Raw genomic sequence first — 17,760 nt, 5'->3', positions numbered from 1 at the left:
GCGTACGTGGGGTTGATGGCGCCGACGGTGTCTGTTCATGCACCGCACGCCAGGTGCCGGACCGTGACGAACACGTCGCTCCACAGGGTCAGTTGAAGCTCCCGCTTGCGGCGTACATCCTCCGCCCCAGGTCTCAGCGAACCGGCAACGGTCAAAGTTCATGTGTATGACGAACAATCAAGTACATGTCTATTGACGCTCGCGCGGCAGACGCCTAGGTTCCGGAGAAAGCGCTTACCCTCGGATGTTGCGGCCCTTGAACTCGCCGCGCCGTTCATGCAGTTGAACTTCGAGCCTCTCATTATTGCGCTCGGACCGATCGGACGTCAGCCCCGCGCAGTTGCTCGACCCCCCTCTTCATCGACCCCGTGTCGCACGAGCCGACCAACCTGGAGACGAACGATGCAATTACGACCCGCCCTCGCGTGCGCCGGCCTGCTCGCCGGCGCGCTCGTCGCGCTGTCCGGCAACCCGGCACAGGCCGCGTCGATCCGCTACGAGGCCGAGAACTCCGCCGCGATCTGTACCGGCACCATCGACTCCGACTGGTCCGGCTACTCCGGCAGCGGATTCTGCAACGGCACCAACCAGACCGGCGCGTACGCGCAGTTCACCGTGAACGCCCCCTCCGCCGGCACGGCGACCCTGGGCGTGCGCTTCGCCAACGGAAGCGGCACCGCGCGGCCCGCCACCGTCACGGTGAACGGCTCCACGGCCGCATCGGCGTCGTTCGAGGGCACCGGCGCGTGGGGCACATGGGAGACGAAGACGCTCACGGTGCCGGTACGGGCGGGCAGCAACACGATCCGGCTCAGCCCGACCACGTCCGCAGGCCTGCCCAACATCGACTACCTCGACGTCGAGACGAGCGGCGACACCACCACGCCGCCGCCGTCGGGCTCGGCGCTGTACGTGGCGCCGAACGGCAGCGACAGCGCCTCCGGCACACAGTCGGACCCGACGACGCTCACCTCGGCGATCAGCCGGATCACCCCCGGCGGGACGATCTACCTGCGCGGCGGGACCTACCGCCACTCGCAGACGGTCACCATCCCCCAGGGCAACAACGGCAGCGCGGGCGACCGCACGGAACTGGCCGCGTACCCGGGGGAGACCCCCGTACTGAACTTCTCGGCCCAGAGCGAGGACCCGGCGAACCGCGGGCTCGCCGTGAACGGGTCGTACTGGCACGTCAAGGGCATCGTCGTCGAGCGCGCCGGTGACAACGGGATCTTCGTCGGCGGCAGCAACAACATCTTCGAGCGCACGGTGACACGCTTCAACCGCGACACCGGGCTTCAGCTGTCGCGCATGCTCTCCAGCACCCCGCGCGACCAGTGGCCGTCCAACAACCTCGTCCTGAGCGCCGAGTCGCACGACAACGCCGACTCCGACGGCGAGGACGCCGACGGCTTCGCCGCGAAGCTCACCTCCGGACCCGGGAACGTCTTCCGCTACGCCGTGGCCCACAACAACATCGACGACGGCTGGGACCTCTACACCAAGTCCGACACCGGACCCATCGGCGCCGTGACCGTCGAGGACTCCCTCGCCTACGAGAACGGCACCCTCTCCGACGGCACGCAGAACTCGAGCGGGGACCGCAACGGCTACAAGCTCGGCGGCGAGGACATCGAGGTCGACCACGTCATCCGGCGCAACATCGCCTACGACAACGGCAAGCACGGGTTCACCTACAACAGGAACCCGGGCACGATGACGGTGTCGGACAACATCAGCATCGACAACGCCCAGCGCAACTTCTCCTTCGATGCGGGCACTTCGGTGTTCCGGAACAACGTCTCGTGCCGCAGCGGCGACGGCTCCAACGACAAGACCGTGGGCAACGCCGACGGCTCGAACCAGTTCTGGTCCGGCTCCAACGGGTCCCGCTGCGCCTCCTACGCGGGAGCGCTGAACTGGTCGTACGGGGCTGACGGCCGCCTGAACGTCACCTTCGGAGGCCGGTCGGCCACGCCGTAGCCGCCACCCGTCACGCAGGGCGTCGTCGACCCCGGTCACTCCCGCCGTCGCAGTCCGGCCCGTCCGGTTCCATCGGACGGGCCGTCGCGCACGAAGGGAAGGCGTCGTCGCGCAGTGCCAGGGCGGTGGCCCACGACTGTGGGACGGCCGCCGGCGGCGCGAAGAGCGCGACCGACACCGCGCAGTGGTCCCCCACGTGGTCCTGGCCGGGGGAACCGGGCGAACAGGAGGCACGCGTGACGGCAGGTGTCGCGCCGCCGGACGGCACACCGGGGCCCCTGGACGCCCCGGAGTCCGCGGCCCCGCCGCCCAAGGGTTGGCACGGCGTCACCAAATCGGCAGCACGACCGGGTCAGGATGCCGCTCACCTGCGTGTACTCAGGAACCCGTCAGGGCTCCCGCCGCCAGCCGGTCGCTCACGTCACCCACCAGTCCCTGGCCCAGAGTCCCCGCCTGTCTCAGCAACTCCTGGAAAGCCGTGAGGCGGCGGAAGGTTTCCGCATACGCGGCCTGCTCCTCCAGCGGCAGTTGGAGCACCTGGAGTCGCCGGATGTCGATCCGGGACGAGCTCGAGGCATGGGTCCCGGCCTGGCGGCCGTTGGCCGGGGCGCGGAGGCATCCGGCCAGGAAATGGGCGTCCAGCTTCACCGGGTCCACGCGCAGGACGTACAGCTGGGGACCGAGCGCCAGCGGCCCGCCCTCGTGCACCCACGCGTGAAACGCGCGGACGACGCCGGCCACCACCACGTCGCCGTCCTCGGCCACGGTGTGCGCGGTGCCTGTTGCCACCGAGGAACTCGGGGCCCCGTCCATCATCAGGTCGGGCACGGTGAGCAGCGGCACGGCAGCGCCGGACGAGAGCCCGGTCTCCGAAGGCTGCTGGCCGGTGGCGAGGGTCAGCGCCCCGGCCTTGACCAAATCGCCCACAGTAGTGGTGGTCCGCGGCTCGGCGTCGCCCAGGTGCAGCTTGGCCAACAGTTGCGTCAAGCCGGTGAGTTCCGCGAGGGCGCCGGACAATTCGTCCCAGGACGCCGCCAGCTCCACGCCGCTCGTCCCGGCGCCGGCCGTCGTCCAGCGGCCGGGAGTCACGTCGACCTCGTCGTCCAGCAGGTCGAGCAGAGAGACCCGGACAGCGCCCTGGGGAAGCGTGCCGGCGGGCTTGTCGAGTTCGGCCACAGCGGAAAGGACGTACGAGGACAGCGCCTCCCAGTCCGGCCCCGGTTCGCGTGCACCCGGCCTGCTGAACCGGGTCGCGTCGACGAGGAGTGCGTCCTGGGCGGGTGGAGCTTGCACGGAACCGTCCGGTGCGGCCCGCAGTACCCACATCTGAAGGGACACGCTGTGCGGCTGGGCGCACCCCGGCGGCAGGGCCACCACCGCTCGCAGCAGTCCGGTCCGCAGCAGCGACCCCCGGATGCGTCGGCCCGCCTTGCGGGAGGCGACGGCCGGCGGAAGGAGGACGACTGCCGTCCCGCCCGGCCGTAGATGGGCCAGCAGGTGCTGCACCCAGGCCAGCTCGGGTTCGGTGCGCGGTGGCAGGCCGTGGGCCCAGCGCTGGTCCGTGGCCAGTTCCTCGTAGCCCCAGTCACGCTCGTTGAACGGTGGATTGCACAGGGCGATGTCGGCCCGCAGCCCGGCGAACGGATCCTCGCGCAGCGCGTCCGCCGTCGTGATCTCGGTGCGCACCTCGCGCCCTTCGGTCACGAACCCCAGCCGCGCTGACGCCAGCGCGGCGAGGGCGGGATCGCGTTCGCACCCCAGCAGTTCCAGTCCCGCGCCGGTGTACTCCTGCGCCGCGGCCGCGGACAGGTGTCCCGTGCCGCAGGCAGGGTCGAAGACGGTCAGCCCGTCTCCACCGCCGTCGAGCCGGGTGTCGAGCGCGATGCGGGCCATCAGTGAGGCGAGCGGAGGAGGGGTGGTGCTCAACTGGCGTACGTGCGTGTCCAGCCACCGCTGGAGCAGAAACTCGAAGGTCTCCCGCTGCCCCTCGCTCCGCCCCAACCGGGCCGCCTCGCCGACGAGTTCCTTCGCAGCTTCGGGAAGCTCGGTAGCGGTGGTCCGAGTACGCGGGGCGCGCATCCGGCGGGCAGCTTCGGCGATCGCCAGTCCGGAATCGTCCCTGCTGCCGAGTGCCTCGAACCGTGGCCACAGCAGATCCCGGCCACCGGCGTCCGTCAGCTTGCCGTTGTCGCGCAGCCACTGTTCGACTTCGGAAAGTGAGAAGAGCGGACTGACGTCCGTGCCGCCGATGCGGGAGGGGAAGGAGTCATGACGGCGGCGCCAGTTGCTGACCGCAGCGCGTCCCACACCGGCGATCCGGGCGATCTCGGCGAGGCTGACGGGTACGGTGGCGGGTTTGCTTGATGTGCGCATCGAAGGTCTCCGGTGTCCTTGGCGGCCGGGCTGGTCGGCGTCCCAGCAACCGCAGTACCTTGCAGGCTACTACGCTCATTGACTTTGTTCACAGATCCGGTTGTGCTGTGACTGTGTGAATGGTGTGGAGGATGGGTAATATGCAGACTTTCGCGCCCGCGATGGTGCTGCTTCTGTGCGCCTCCCCGGGGCTGCTCTCCGACAGTGACCGGCTCGACGGCCGCAGCGACCTCTACGCGGTGGCTGCCTCCCGCACCACATGCTCACCGGCACTCCGCCGTTCGCGACCGATCAGCCGACTCTCCTCGCTCCCGCCACCTCACCGAGCCGGGCCGTGTCACCGCGCCGTTCGGCCATCGGGACTCGCGAGCTGCTGGCACCGCGTCGGGTGCTGCCGAGGCGCAGCGTCAAGGATTGTGCGCCACGCACCCCCGCATCGCACCCCCATAGCGGCGGCACGACGGGGCATGCGCGCGCCCCCCAACGGACACTCGGACCACCACCGCGAGCCTCGGCGCGCCGAAACCCGGTCGAGTCCTGAACGCCCCCCGCCTACCCTTGCCGCATGTCCCACGCGAAGACCTCGTACGTCTGCCTGCCCTGCCGGGCCTCGTACAAGCAGCCCTACGACCGGGACAGGCCGCAGCGGATCTGCCCCCGGTGCGCGGAGCCGCTGATCCAGGTGGGCTCCGCGTTCGCGGCGCCCCGTCGCAGGGACACCGCGGCCTGGCGGACGCTGTCCGTCCTCCTGCACGCGGGCGTCCGCTTCCATATGGGCTGCTGCTGCGGGCCCGGCTACCGCCCGCGCACCTTGCGCGAGGTACGCGAGCGGATGACGTACGCCGAGCGCACCGGCGAGCCGATCGCCACCGCTCTCGCACGCCCCGACGTGCCGTGACGGACAACTCCGCCCTCCGGCGGCTCGTGACACCGCCGTCAGTCCCCATCGACGCCCACGGAAGCTGGATCGCCGCCGAGAACGCGCTCGGCGTGCCGCTGCCCGCCGACTACAAGTGCCTTGCCGAGACGTACGGCTGGGGCGAGTTCTGCGATTACCTCAACCTCCGCACACCCTTTGGCGCGCGCGAGCACAACGGCCTCGACTGGCAGCGCTGCAGCCCGTCGGGCACACCCGAGAGGGACCGGGAGCGCTACCCGTATCCGCTCCACCCGGCTCACGGCGGGCTGCTGGTCTGGGGCACCACCATCGACGCCGACCGGCTCTGCTGGCACACGGACGGGGCGCCCGAGAGTTGGCCTGTCGTGGTGTGGAGCCGCGACGGCTGGTACGAGACCCACCCCATGGGCGCGGCCGCGTTCGTCGAGGCCTGGGCCGGGGCACGTCTCGGCTCCCGGCTGCTCGTGGACATGGAGCCGGACCTGGCTCCGTGGTTCAACGCTTTCCGGCCCCGCACCCATCGCTGCCTCTGGCTCTCCGAGGGGCCTTTGACGTACGAACGGCGCTTGTCGATCCTGCGGGAAGCTCTGGCCCCGACCGTGGACAGGGGCAGTTGGCGCTCCGGCGACGCCGACATGGGCCAGGACCACTTCGCGACCGCCGACACCGACTGGCTGCTCACGTACGACATGTCACGTCCGCACCAGATCCGCATCTCGTTCCCGCCAGAGGACAGTGCGGCTGCCCGGGAACGCCTCTTCGTCGCCGTCCGGCGCATGGGCTGCGAGGTGCTCCGGATCAGCGCCTCGGACGGCGAGCCGCTGTCGGCCTGGAGCACCTCCGTCGACGAGGACGCGTAGGCACATCACGTCACGTCGGCCGAAACGTACGTGCGCCGAGCCGTCGCCCGCATGGGACCGCACGGTGAGAACGAGCGAGATGCCGGACGGTATTGCCCGTTACGCGAAAGCTCAGAGCGGGTCTGACCGCCGGATGTGACGGCGAGGACAGTCCGGACGCGGAACGTCCCGGACAGTTCCGCGTCCGGCGTCGTGCCGCCGTCGCAGGGGCCGCTGGCCGCACCCGAGGTGGACCCCGGATTCAGGGAGATTCTTTCCGAAGGGCCTCGACGTGGCGTCCGGCAATTCGGCACGATCGAACTGTCGAAGGGTGAATCCTGGGTCAAGGTGAACTGTATCTCGGTCTCGAAATCGGTTCAGCTCTACCTTTCCCTGGAAACCATCGGGGAATTCTCGGTGGGGTGCTCGGGGTAGATGTGGAGAGGAATGCGAACCAGCTCAATCTGGCTTCGGCGCGAAAGCTGCACTTCACCGTGTCGACGGACGAGTCCGTTCGCTGGTACGTCAGCGTCCAGGTCCCCAGGGAGTGAGCACGGAATACGGGGACGGTTCATCCGGCTCTTGAGTGGCTGACCGTCAGGGCTCGGTATCGTACCGGGCCCCTGGCCGCGACGAGGGTGCTGCCAGGGACGTGCGGCGATCGCCGAGCTGGGTCGAGCCCGTCGAGGCATGCCCAGTGGGAGAGGCTCTCTTGTCCAGTCCGACAGGCGAGCCCATACCGCTGACGGGCCGACGCTCGCTCACTCCTCTTCGCCGCGCTCTTCACCGGTAAGCGCGGACCGGTTCGCCCAGAGCGCCGCCGCGGCGCCCACGACCACCACGCCCGCAGCAGCTTTGCGCCCCGCCTCTACGGCCGCGTTCTTCAATTGCCCCGGGTCACGGGCCGCGTCCCACCATCGTGTCGCCTCCAATGAATGCCGACCGGACTCGATTCCGAGCAGCTCGTGGAACTCCTCGACGGCGATGCCGACACGGTTGATCGAGCCCACCACGGCCCGGTGCGCGGGCAAGTGCAGCAGCACATTCGAGTTGGCCTTGCCGGCAGCCGCATGCATGCGTGCCATCAGGTCCTCGATCTTCTGTGAGATGCGTTCCCGACGCCTCTGCCGGTCAACAGCCAGCACGTGCCGAAGCCCTTCCAGCTCGTCCGGCGACTTGTCCAGCGCCCGTTCCAGTCGGAGCACGTCGAGCGCGCCTTGCAGTTCGAAGCAACGAGCCAGGACGATGAGCGACTCCCGGACCTCGGAATCCATTTCCTTGGCTGTCTTGGCGAGCTCGCCGATCTTGGTGGGGCCCTCCATCCTCTCCGCGAGTGCGTCGAGTCGACGCAGCACCCACCCCAGGGCGTCCGTGATCGTGTGGGTCCTGCCCTGCACGGTCGACCACGTATCGTCGTCGACCCGACCGATCCCTTCCAGTACGGTCATGGCGGACTCGATGTCGATGCCCGCTCCGACCATCCTTCCCAACTCGGCGTCCTTCTGGGCGCGGATCACGTCGTCGACCTTCTTGCCGATCGCTGCGAGATGGCTCTTGATCTCGCTCATCTCATGCTGCAGCGCGAGCTGCGCCATGATCCCCGCGGCACCGGAAAGAATCGCCGGGTTGGCCAGGAGCGAGCCGGGCCCTTCCGCGACCTGGAGCCATGACTTGATTGCGCCCGGTTTCCCCACCATGGCATGGCTGATGCCTGGCAACTTGCTTTCCATCAGCCCGTACTTCTTGTACAGATGCGCGGACTCCTCGGTCAGCTTCAACCAGCGACCTGAGTGGGCGGCGATCTCGGAACCCGCCCGTGCGACGACAGCCCCGATACGGAGGAGAGCTGCGAGCCGCGGCCCTACGAGGTCCTTCGACAACGACAACAGCCCTTCTGAGGCGAGGAAGTGCTCGACATCCGTCGGGTCCCCGATCACCGTAAGTCCATCGCCGTCACTGATCAGCTGAACCTTGTTGTCCATCGTCCGCTCCCTGTAGTGACTTCGCACCAGCTGACGGTAGTTGGGGTGAGCGGCGCAAGAGCCTCCATCGTCGGAGGCCGTCGGCACCTGTCCGGCCGCCGCCTCCCCGCGCCGCGGCGGCAGTGAACTTAGTGCATGAACAGCACGTTGGCGCAAGTCGGCGTTCCCCATTGCCCGCTCGGAACTCGTTCCCGGTCTCCTCCTGCGAGGTTCCATGCTCGACCACCGTCTCGTGCAGACAGCCGTGATCGGTCACAAGAACTCGGACCATCCGGTCATCCTGCCGATGGAGGCTTGGGAACTGGACGGTGGCGGAAGGCCACCCCAACTACACCTACGGGTGCGGCCTGCAACTCGGCGGCCATATGGCGAGCTGAGTGACCAGCGCTACACGACCAAAGGTTCGCCACTTCGCCCACCATCGGACCGCACCGGTCTGTCACCGATACAGAACACCGTGCTGGTCGCCGTCGACACCCCGCTGCGGGAACACGTGCCGGTTCTGTCCGCGCTCATCCGGGACAGCGGGCAGCGGCCCCTGGCCTATCTGCCGCGCGTGCTGTCCGGACTCGGTGTGCCGCACGCGTCCTCGTCCGTCCACATCAGGCGATGGGCCGTCGTCGAGACCGACCGGGCCTTCGCCGCGTACGGCGTCCCGTCGCGCGCCATGCCGCCACGGCTGTCCCTCCTGCCGGCGCAGCCGGTGAGGAACCGGCCGACGACAGCGAACGGGAAGGCGGCACCGCCCAGGTCGCTAGGCCTGACCCAGCTCCAGCGCCCGAGAGCAGATGCCGCAGCGACGCCCAGTGGGTCGCACGGCGCCCGACACCTCGACGGTGCGACAACGGCGTTCGCCGGTGGCGGCGCTGGAAGGCCTGCTGCCGACTCTGGGTAAGGCAGCGCGGAAGAAGGCCCGCAAGGCCTCGTCCCACCCCAGGACTGGCTCGCGGTCCACGACGGTGCGGTGCCCCCCAAGTGGCGGGGAGCCGCCATCACCCGTCGGACGGCCGCGTCCTACGTCCGGCCGGTCGAGCAAGCGCTGGAGGCGGCACAGGAGGCCGTCCGACAGGCCGAACGCGACCGGGAAGGCAGGCGGCGAAGTTGAAGGCCAAGGCCAAGGCCGAGCGGGCGCAGCAGTCCGTCGACGCGGCTGGTGCGAAATCGCCTACCGAGTGACGGGGGACCGCCTCGCCGGACGACGCCGTCGCCCGGCTGAGAAGGCGGCTCAGCGGCGTGGCGGCAGCGGGCGGCACGGTGATGACGGAAAACCTGGACACCGGTGCCTCGGGGGCCACCAACGCCCGCCACCTGCTCGGCCTGGTCGACAGAAGGGTCACCACAGATGTGGCCATGCTCTCCGCGCTCGTCACCGATGGGACGGTGGGCCCCATCCTTCTTCCGGGCGCTTCTCACGGCTGCCGGCCTGGCCGTACCACAGACCGACGTGGCCCTGCTGATGGTGTGGAAGAAGGAGCAGCGACGCGCCCACGCCGCCTACGCCACCCCGCCGCGTCCGCTGCCTGCCCGTCTCCTTCCGCAAGCCGCAGCGGTGAACGAACGCACTGGGGGATGAGCGGTGCTGTGCGCCCCGTCATGCAGCGAAGTCGACCGGAGCGCGGTTCGCGTCGGCCGGTGAACCTCCTGGTGCCGACGGCGCGGGGAGGCGGGCACCTGGTCGACCGGTCGGAGCGGAGCGACCGCGGTCACCGCGGTGTTGGGCCACTGCCGCGGGCGCTCAGTGCACGAATCGGCCCGATCAGCGTCCGGTAGACCGGCCGCACCACGCGGCCGGGAAGATAGCGGTGGCGTTCCTCCTTCCAGACCCGCGCCCTGCCGTGACCCGCGAGGGGCGACCACCGGTCGGTGACCGGGGGCTCGGATGTGTGGAACTCGATGCGGCAGAGGTGCTTGATGTTGACGTAGCCGTACTGGCCGGGGCTGACCAGCCGCACCGGGGCGCCATGGTCGCTGTCGAGCGGCTGCCCGTCGAGACGGTCGGCGATGAGTACGTCGTCGGCCAAGGCGTCCTCGAGGAGCACGACCGACCGGTAGCCGTCGAGACCCTCGAAGTAGACGTGGCTGACCGGCGCGTCCGCCCTGAGCAGCGGCTCCACCCGGGTCCGGTAGAGGGTCTTGAACGGGACCCCTTCCCACAGCAGGTCGGTGGCCGACCACCCGGCGACACAGTGGAAGTCGGCCCGGACCTCTTGCCGTGGCATTTCCGCGATGTCGGTCACGGACAGGGTGACGGCCTCGGCGAGCGCCCCGCGGAGCTCGATCACCGGGTCGGCGGGCACAGGGGGAGCCGGGCGATGCAGGTGCGTGCCGAACCGAGGGAAACCGTCGACGGCACGTTGGCCGGGGGGAAGCGTCATGTCGCTGCTCCGTTGCGCGTGAAGTGAACCGGACAGGCCTTGCGTCGACGACCTGGTGCGGCAGCCTTCGCAAATTCCTTGTGGTGCTTGGGACCCGGCGGTGGAGAGCGGTGCGACCGATCCATCGCGTCGCCCCCCTGGCGCGTTGTACGGTGGCGTACATCCCGAGACTATTCCGTTGTACGGACCCGCACAACGCGGCGGGGGAGTGAGGTGAGGCACAGGATGGGCGCGCTGCGCACACCGCGCGAGCGGTGGATCGAAGAGGGGCTGCGGGCGCTGGCCGCGGGTGGTGTGGATGCTGTGCGCGTCGAGGTGCTGGCCAAGGCGCTCGGCGTGACCAAGGGCGGGTTCTACGGCTATTTCGCCGACCGTGGCGCGCTGCTGACGGAGATGCTGGACGCCTGGGAGCGGGAGTGCGTCGACGACGTCTTCGACCGGATCGAGCGCGAGGGCGGCGACGTGCTGGACAAGGTCCGGCTCGCCGGGCAGCTCACCTTCTCCGGCGACCGCCTGCTCCCCATCGACCTGGCCGTCCGTGACTGGGCACGCCGCGACCCGGCGGTCGCCGAGCGCCTGCGCCGCGTGGACAACCGGCGCATGCAATTGCTGCGTGACGCGATCAGCACTTTCTGCCCCGACCCCGACGAGGTCGAGGCCCGCAGTCTGCTCGCTTTTTGCATGGCCATCGGCAGTCACTTCCTTGCCGCGGACCACCCCGGCCGCACTCGCGACCAGGTCAAGGCCCGCGCCGGCGATCTCCTCCTCAACCGCTCGCCCGGCAAGTGAGCGAGGGGCGGTCCTTGCCGCACGTGACACGGTCGACGTGTCCGTTCGGCAAGGACGCGCCCGGCGCGTGCGACTGCGTCAGTTGTCCAGGCGGACCGGCATCAGGAGCGAGTACGTGTCCTCGTCGTCGGGCCGGCGGATGACGATGGGAGCCGTAGGGGCGCCGAGTTCGAGGACGAGGCGGTCCCCGGAACCGGCGGCGAGCGCGTCGAGCAGGAACTCGCGGTTCACGGCGACCTGGCTCTCGTCGTCGTCACCGTCCTCGCATACGGTCACCTCGTCGTCGGCCGTCACCCTGAGCACGCTGAGGTCGCAGGCCACGCCGTCCTGCTTCCGTACCTCGCCCTTGCGGACGGGGCCGGTCTCCAGAGCGTGCCGGAAGGCGGCCACGTCGACGAGGGCGCGGCGTCCGGCGGGCAGGCGCACGAGGCGACGGTAGTCGGGGAACTCGAGGTCGAGGCACCGGCCGGCCACCTGCCGGTCGCCGGTCTCCAGCGTCACACGGTCACCGTCCATGGTGAGCTGGACGGGTTCCTCGCCCGTGAGCAGCACCCGCATCGCGTCGACCAACGGGGTCGGGACGATGACCTGCACACGGGGGCCGTCGTGTCCCTTGATGTCCGTCCGCGCGATCGCCATCCGATAGCGGTCGGTGGCGACGAAGCTGATGGCCTCGCCCTCGACGTCGAACAGGACGCTGTCGAGCATCGGCAGTTCCGGGTCGCCGCCTGCGGCGAACCGGACCGCGTCCAGCGAGGCGGCCAGTTCGGGTGCGCGAACGGTGGACCGGACGGCGGCGGTGCGGAGCGAAGTCATGGGGGTCTCCCTGCGTTCGATGAGAGTTCGGAGCGTGGAGAACTCTCTGCGGGCGTCGGAAAGGCCCAGCTCGAGACGGCGCAGATGCGCCTCGAGCAGCTTCCGCACCAGGTCGGTGTCCGCGCCGGACCAGCCGGCCAGCACCAGCCTGATGTCAGGCAGTGGCATGCCGGTCCGGCGCAGCCGCGCCAGGAGCCGGGCCTCTTCGAGCTGCTCGGGGGCGTACCAGCGGTAGCCGGTCACCGGATCCACCCGGTGCGGGACCAGTACACCGGCACGGTCGTAGAACCGCAGGGTGCTGATGCTCAGTCCACTGTCACGGGCCGTCTCGCCAATGCTGTGCATGTCGTTCTCCACGCCCGGAACTCTGGGCCCTTGACCAGGTCGAGGGTCAATCTTGGACCCTTCTTACGGGGCCGGTGCGGCTTGGCTCGCCTGCGCCAACAGGCTTTCAGCGGACGGCGAAGTGTCTTGTGAGGTGCTTGATCTCCGCGATCCACAGCAGGGGCAGCGATCCGTCCGGGCTCTCCCGGACGGAGGCGTCCTCCAAGAGGTGGGGCATGGGCCTCGCATGGGCTCCAGCGTGTCCTTCTTCCTTGCCATCTCCCCACCCGGCTCTCGGTCTTGAGCCGGCTCAGAGCCTAGGTTCTCTACAAACGCATGGAACAGGGCTGCACCTCAGGTTCATCGAATGAATTGTGAACTTAGTCAAGGAACTGCATACTTGATGAGTGGGCGCTGTCGAGCACCCCGTCCCTGCAGCATGCCGGGGCGCCCGTCGTGCGCTCGATCGGTGTTGCGAGAGGGCTACCTCCCGCTGTCGCTGAGGTCCGCTCTCGTCCGTCCGTAACGTCCCTGGGGTCACCATGCACATCTCCCGCACCTCTGCCGCCGTCCCGCTGCTTCTCGCCGCGCTCACCGCTTGCGGCCCGACGGCCGGGACCGGCGCCGACGCCAAGCCCACCGCCTCCGCCCCGCAGGCGACTGCGACGACTGTCGCCACGCCGACCCAGGAAGCCTCTGCCGCCGCGTCCCCGGCAACGCTGCCGGACATGGTCGGCAAGGGGCTGCAGAGCGCCCAGGACGAGGCGCAGGCCGCCGGCTTCTACCTCCTCACGTCGCACGACGCGCTGGGCAGGGGGCGCAACCAGGTCCTCGATCGTGGCTGGAAGGTCTGCTCCCAGACGCCGGCGCCCGGCGAACACTCGACGGAGTCGGAGATCGACTTCGGCACGGTCAAGCTTGAGGAGGAGTGCCCCGCGGGTGGAGACGAGGGCGCACCCGAGAAGGCCGGCTCCACCATGCCCGACTTCGTCGGCAAGGCGGTCAAGGTCGCCCGCCAGGCGCTCGACAGTTCCACGAGCATCACCGTCAAGGATGTGTCCGGCCAGGACCGGATGGTGCTCGTCGAGTCGAACTGGCAGGTCTGCTCGACCGACCCGGCGGCCGGGGCGAAGCTCGACGGGCGGCCGGTGACGATCAAGGCCGTCAAGTTCGGTGAAAGCTGCTGACGCAGGGCTGAGGCCGACATTCGTCGCTGATCAGCTGATCCACTGAGCCGCTCAGTCCGGGCCCGCGCTGTATCCGGCGGGGGTCCGACACATCATTCAACTGCGACGGTCGAGGCGCAGCTCGGTGCCACCGCTGCGGTGAGCCTCTTCAACGGCCCTGAGCTCAGCGGCGGAACGGGGCGGCATGGTCGGATCGCGACATGGGCGGAGCGACACATGGACGTCACCGACCGGGCCCCGCCCTGACCGGTCTCCGGAACGGCGCCCGGCGGTCACGTCAGCCGCTTGCCGTAGTTGAACAGTGCGGCCTCGACCTGATCCGGCAGGACCCCTGCCTCCCGTGCGTGGTCGTGAACAAGGGACAGGTACCGGTCGTACCGTGGGGTCGTCCAGCCCGTACCGCGCCACCGTGTGCCGGGGTCGGCGGCCCGCAACGCGCGTGCCACGACACTGTCCAGGATCAGCGGACGCCACGGACCGACGTGCTGCTCGTGACCGGCGAAGTACAGCACCTTGGTGAAGAACGCGGGCCCCAGCTGACGGATCTTCTGGTCGTTGTTGAACGCGAAGTAGGCGGCGACGGCTCCCTGCTCTCGGAGCAGACACAGCCCGGCCTCGAGGCGCGACTCGATGTCCTGTGTCGAGGACTCCGTGAAGGTACGCGCCCGGCGTGCCACCGACTGTGCCCTGGTCCCGCTGCCCCAGACCAGCGCGGCGACCAGGAGGTGCCGACGGCCTTCGGAGGTGTTGGCACGGCGGGCTGTGCCGAAGACGGTCCTACGGTCCACATGTGGCCGGCGACCCACTCGCGGGCAGTCGTCGAGTTCTGCCGGCCACCAGCCGGTCCCCGGCAGAAGGGGCAGCCAGCGATCCCGGTCGAAAGGGATCGCCTGGCCCAGTACGTCGTCGCGGCCGGGAATCGGCTCATCGGCCGGCAGGAGACGCATCGGCACCGTCCTCAGCCCCGCCGCGCCAGATCCAGCGCCACCGCGTGGACGAACCAGTCCAGAACGTCGCAGACAGCGTCGCTGTGCCCGGCGAAGACGCGGACCGGGAAGGACGGGCGCAGTTCCAGCTTCGCCTCCGGGAGTTCGATGCCGTCGATCTTGTTGAGGCGGCTCAGGAGTTCCCGGCGCTGCTCGGTGTCGTCGAACGGTGCCCGGTGCTTCAGGTACTGGAAGACGACCTCGACGGTCCCACTGATCGGGTAGATGGCGAACGGCCACATCAGATTCGGCGTGTGTGTCGTGCCGGCGTCCAGCATCGTGAAGCAGCTCGTCTCCTCGTGCTGTCCGTAGCGCAGATGACCGCCTTGGGCGCGCCAGAAGTCGAGAGCCGCCAAGAGCCCCGGGACGGCCTCCGGACAGTGTTCCTGCAACTGGTTCCGGAACCGCTCGGCGGCAGCGGTGTTCTCGTTGTCGGGAAGGGGATCCTCGGCCGCTCCCTCCAGGACGTCCTTCCCGAGGAGTGTCGCCAGCTCGGCGGCTGTGAGCCGCTGGGTCCGGTGCGCGCGGCCGGACGGGTCGAATCGCACGCCCTCGCCCTCCAGCAAGTCCCGGGGAGGCTGCCGGTCGCTTCCCTCCGGCCAGCGGAACGCCGCCGAGATCTTTCCCTCGGCAGTCAGCACCCGATGGGCGCCGATGACCGACGAGTTGGACCCGAGGTAGCTGCCGACCGGGACCGGGTGGCTGCCGATCAGCTCGGCGATGTCTCCGTACGTCGTCCAGGTGCCGGACGGCATCGCGACCAATGCGGCCCGCAGCTGTGCCCAACCGGCCCACTCCTCGGCCGCGGCCGGCTTGACGCCGCCCACGGGCCCCGGCCACAGGATGGTGGCCCGCTCCGCGAGGCGGTCGGCGCGAGCCATGATCTCGGCCTTGCCCCAGCGCTCGGACGAGGCGATCTCCAGGTTCATCCGCAGTGCGCTGGAGTCGAGAATCTGCTGCTTGCGTTGGAAGGGATGGTTGGACAGTTTCGAATTGTCGCCGGTCAGAGTCAGGTTGCCGAGCGTGTGTACGAGCAGGTCGTGCAACTCCTGTGGCGACTGGCCTTCCTCTGCCTCGTCGGCGAGCAGATCGAACCATGCCTGGGCGGGGCGCTGGGGGAGGACGTGCTCCACGCTGAGCGAGGCCTTGGCGAAGTCGACGGGTTCGGTCGGGCGGTAACTCTCCTCCAGGCGGCGCAGGATGTAACTGCGCTGTGGCGGACGGCCGCTCCAGTAGAAGGGCTTGCTGCGGATCGCGGCGAGCAACTCCTCGTCACCGGGCCAGCGCCGGCGCTTGCCCGAGAGGAACCGCCGGACGGCCTCCGCCGCCGTGCGGTCGGTCTCCAGCTCCTTGGGGGCTTCCATCATGATGCGGTTGATGCCTGCGGTCGGCGTCTGGCAGATGAGTCGCCGGACAAGGTAGGACTCCACGAACAGGAGCGCCTCCGCAGCGTCGTCCGGTGTGGTCGTACCGGCGTCGACCAGATCCAACAGGTGCAGGGCGAGGGGGTAGTGGACCTGGCCGCCCCATGCCATGAGGCGTTCCAGCGCGGTGCGTAGCGGGAGGGAGGTCTCGCGTTGTGGTTCGACGATCCGTAGGAACCGCTGCCCGCGCTCGGCGAGCTGGGCGATCTCGCGCTGCAGAGCATCCTCGTCCCCGGCGAGCGGCTGGAGCCGCTTCTGCTGTTCGCGGTAGATCTCGCTCTGCTTGGTCTTGTGGTGTCCGCGTACCACCAGGTCCAGCCAGACAAGGAGTTCCAGGTTCTTCGGGCCGAGGCTCTGCTGCATGGGCAGCCAGAGCTCCCGGTAGATCCGCTCGCCCCGCCTGGGGAGGAGCATGAAGACGTAGTTGCGCAGCAGGTCGCTCTGACTGAGGCCGACGCCCGTGTTGTTGATCGACTCGAAGATCCGGTAGACGTTGTCGCCGGACTCGGCCGTGATCTCGACGATGGAGAGCAGGTCCTTGAGCGCGTTCTCCACCGCGCCGACCCATCGCTGGTCGGCGGTTGCCTCGTGCCCCTCGGTCAGGGCGCCTCGGAAGAACCGGTACGCCGCTCCGACGTTGTCGCCGCCGCCGGCCTGGGGCCGGGACGTGACGCAGGCGGTGTACGCGTCACGGTCCGCCTGCGTAGGCAGCAGGCGGTAGTGGTCGAGACCCTCGTGGAACTCGTTGACCAGGATCTGCCGGTGTACTCGGTCCGCCGCACGGGTCTCCCCATGGTCCTTGAGATGGTCGCGCAGTGCCGTGAAGGCCAGCATCAGCGTCGTCAGACGCTGTTGCCCGTCCACGACGAGCCACCGTTGTACGCCGCCGGCCTGGATCTGGCCCGGTGCGAGGACGACAGAGCCGAGGAAGTGCGGTGCGGCGGTGTCTCCCGAGAGATGCTGGTCGACCAGCTCTCCCACGTCTTCCCACAGGCGCTGCAACTGTTCGCGCCCCCAGCTGTAGGTCCGCTGGTACAGCGGAACCTGGAACTGCTTGTCACCTTGCACGAGTTTGAGGAAGGTGATCTCCTGCGCGCGCATGCGCTTCCTTTCCCGGCCGGCGTTCTCGCCGACTCCGTCGGTGGCGGAAGCAGGGCGGCACCGTGGTGTGCGCCCCTCCGACCCCGTCGTGACCTGTCCGACATGAAAGCCTAGGACGGGGCGGACCGATTCAGGGCGCCTTTAGGGTCATTGGCATCGCAGTACTGTGAACTGAGCGCAAGGCGTCTATCGCCGCCCCGCAAGGCGCTCCTCGCGCCGCGCTCACCGTGATGGACACACCGGCCGCAGGCGCACCGGCCGCGAGGCGCCGCGCTGGCCGGTGAGGCCAATCTGTGAACTACCGCGAATGCAGACCTGATGCGGTCCTCGCTGTGTAGAGGGTGATGGTGGCGCTGTCTCCCGCAGGGGAGTGAGGGGCCATGGCTGCAGGGTCGGCGAGAAGGTCGGAGTCGGCGCCAACGCCACTGGCGGCACGGGGGCGAGGCCGGATGCGGCTGCCTGGAAGGCGGCGGTGGAGGCAGGCGCACCTGTGCGGCTGACGGGTCGACGAGGTTCGACGTGACCGGTTGAGCGGTGCGGGACTCCTGATACCCTCCCCGTGTGTGCTGAGTTCACATGCGAGAGGGCGTGATGGTGGCGCCAACCGCACTCATGCCCCGGGTACCCGGGGCTGGATTTCACAAGGCGGGCCACCAGGCGGGCCCTACGAGCAGTGGAGTGGC

At 69.2% G+C, this 17,760-nt stretch carries 11 protein-coding genes; 5 read left to right on the top strand and 6 right to left on the bottom strand.

The window, feature by feature from the left end; all coding sequences use genetic code 11:
• Nucleotides 1-402: 402 nt before the first annotated feature.
• Nucleotides 403-1,983 (top strand): right-handed parallel beta-helix repeat-containing protein, encoded by a 1,581-nt coding sequence (locus tag AB0K36_RS08020; protein ID WP_364589907.1) that lies wholly within the window; start codon nucleotides 403-405, stop codon nucleotides 1,981-1,983.
• Nucleotides 1,984-2,361: 378 nt separating this feature from the next.
• On the opposite strand, the gene AB0K36_RS08015 is transcribed toward AB0K36_RS08020, so the two are convergent.
• On the bottom strand, nucleotides 2,362-4,356 hold the full coding sequence (locus AB0K36_RS08015; protein WP_364589904.1) for an N-6 DNA methylase: 1,995 nt from the start codon (nucleotides 4,354-4,356) through the stop codon (nucleotides 2,362-2,364).
• Between the two features lie 565 nt (nucleotides 4,357-4,921).
• Here AB0K36_RS08015 and AB0K36_RS08010 point away from each other — a divergent pair.
• Both AB0K36_RS08010 and AB0K36_RS08005 read left to right on the top strand, forming a co-directional pair.
• On the top strand, nucleotides 4,922-5,254 hold the full coding sequence (locus AB0K36_RS08010) for a deoxyxylulose-5-phosphate synthase (protein ID WP_364589901.1): 333 nt from the start codon (nucleotides 4,922-4,924) through the stop codon (nucleotides 5,252-5,254).
• A gap of 26 nt (nucleotides 5,255-5,280) precedes the next feature.
• Entirely contained in the window at nucleotides 5,281-6,114 is an 834-nt protein-coding gene (locus AB0K36_RS08005; protein ID WP_364589898.1) for an SMI1/KNR4 family protein, read from the top strand.
• Between the two features lie 740 nt (nucleotides 6,115-6,854).
• Here AB0K36_RS08005 and AB0K36_RS08000 read toward each other — a convergent pair.
• Together AB0K36_RS08000 and AB0K36_RS07995 are read right to left on the bottom strand one after the other, a co-directional pair.
• On the bottom strand, nucleotides 6,855-8,075 hold the full coding sequence (locus AB0K36_RS08000) for a hypothetical protein (protein ID WP_364589895.1): 1,221 nt from the start codon (nucleotides 8,073-8,075) through the stop codon (nucleotides 6,855-6,857).
• A gap of 1,703 nt (nucleotides 8,076-9,778) precedes the next feature.
• Complete coding sequence (locus AB0K36_RS07995; RefSeq protein WP_364589892.1) at nucleotides 9,779-10,450, bottom strand: molybdopterin-dependent oxidoreductase; 672 nt, start codon at nucleotides 10,448-10,450, stop codon at nucleotides 9,779-9,781.
• 225 nt (nucleotides 10,451-10,675) lie between these two features.
• Between AB0K36_RS07995 and AB0K36_RS07990 the strand changes: the two genes are divergently transcribed.
• Nucleotides 10,676-11,239 (top strand): TetR/AcrR family transcriptional regulator, encoded by a 564-nt coding sequence (locus tag AB0K36_RS07990; protein WP_364590233.1) that lies wholly within the window; start codon nucleotides 10,676-10,678, stop codon nucleotides 11,237-11,239.
• Between the two features lie 78 nt (nucleotides 11,240-11,317).
• Here the strand turns inward: AB0K36_RS07990 and AB0K36_RS07985 are convergent, their stop codons facing one another.
• The gene (locus AB0K36_RS07985; protein WP_364589889.1) at nucleotides 11,318-12,400 is read right to left on the bottom strand and encodes a DNA polymerase III subunit beta family protein; all 1,083 of its coding nucleotides are present in this window, start codon (nucleotides 12,398-12,400) and stop codon (nucleotides 11,318-11,320) included.
• Nucleotides 12,401-12,921: 521 nt separating this feature from the next.
• On the opposite strand from AB0K36_RS07985, the gene AB0K36_RS07980 reads away from it, so the two are divergent.
• Nucleotides 12,922-13,566, top strand: a complete 645-nt coding sequence (locus AB0K36_RS07980; protein ID WP_364589886.1) for a PASTA domain-containing protein — start codon at nucleotides 12,922-12,924, stop codon at nucleotides 13,564-13,566.
• 272 nt (nucleotides 13,567-13,838) lie between these two features.
• On the opposite strand, the gene AB0K36_RS07975 is transcribed toward AB0K36_RS07980, so the two are convergent.
• Together AB0K36_RS07975 and AB0K36_RS07970 are read right to left on the bottom strand one after the other, a co-directional pair.
• Nucleotides 13,839-14,513 carry an 8-oxoguanine DNA glycosylase OGG fold protein gene (locus AB0K36_RS07975; protein WP_364589884.1) on the bottom strand — a complete coding sequence of 225 codons (675 nt, stop codon included), beginning with the start codon at nucleotides 14,511-14,513 and terminating at the stop codon, nucleotides 13,839-13,841.
• Between the two features lie 11 nt (nucleotides 14,514-14,524).
• The gene (locus tag AB0K36_RS07970) at nucleotides 14,525-17,077 is read right to left on the bottom strand and encodes a GmrSD restriction endonuclease domain-containing protein (protein ID WP_364589881.1); all 2,553 of its coding nucleotides are present in this window, start codon (nucleotides 17,075-17,077) and stop codon (nucleotides 14,525-14,527) included.
• Between the last annotated feature and the right edge of the window lie 683 nt (nucleotides 17,078-17,760).

Origin of the sequence: Streptomyces kurssanovii (genome assembly GCF_040677245.1) — a bacterium.
Lineage (GTDB): Bacteria > Actinomycetota > Actinomycetes > Streptomycetales > Streptomycetaceae > Streptomyces > Streptomyces kurssanovii.
This window is presented reverse-complemented; position numbering and strand designations above follow the sequence as displayed.

Coding starts and splice junctions, on each gene's coding strand:
- AB0K36_RS08015 (WP_364589904.1), bottom strand. CDS start 4,356: ATGCGCACATCAAGCAAACCCGCCACCGTACCCGTCAGCCTCGCCGAG.
- AB0K36_RS08010 (WP_364589901.1), top strand. CDS start 4,922: ATGTCCCACGCGAAGACCTCGTACGTCTGCCTGCCCTGCCGGGCCTCG.
- AB0K36_RS08020 (WP_364589907.1), top strand. CDS start 403: ATGCAATTACGACCCGCCCTCGCGTGCGCCGGCCTGCTCGCCGGCGCG.
- AB0K36_RS07985 (WP_364589889.1), bottom strand. CDS start 12,400: ATGCACAGCATTGGCGAGACGGCCCGTGACAGTGGACTGAGCATCAGC.
- AB0K36_RS07980 (WP_364589886.1), top strand. CDS start 12,922: ATGCACATCTCCCGCACCTCTGCCGCCGTCCCGCTGCTTCTCGCCGCG.
- AB0K36_RS07975 (WP_364589884.1), bottom strand. CDS start 14,513: ATGCGTCTCCTGCCGGCCGATGAGCCGATTCCCGGCCGCGACGACGTA.
- AB0K36_RS07995 (WP_364589892.1), bottom strand. CDS start 10,450: ATGACGCTTCCCCCCGGCCAACGTGCCGTCGACGGTTTCCCTCGGTTC.
- AB0K36_RS07990 (WP_364590233.1), top strand. CDS start 10,676: ATGGGCGCGCTGCGCACACCGCGCGAGCGGTGGATCGAAGAGGGGCTG.
- AB0K36_RS07970 (WP_364589881.1), bottom strand. CDS start 17,077: ATGCGCGCGCAGGAGATCACCTTCCTCAAACTCGTGCAAGGTGACAAG.
- AB0K36_RS08000 (WP_364589895.1), bottom strand. CDS start 8,075: ATGGACAACAAGGTTCAGCTGATCAGTGACGGCGATGGACTTACGGTG.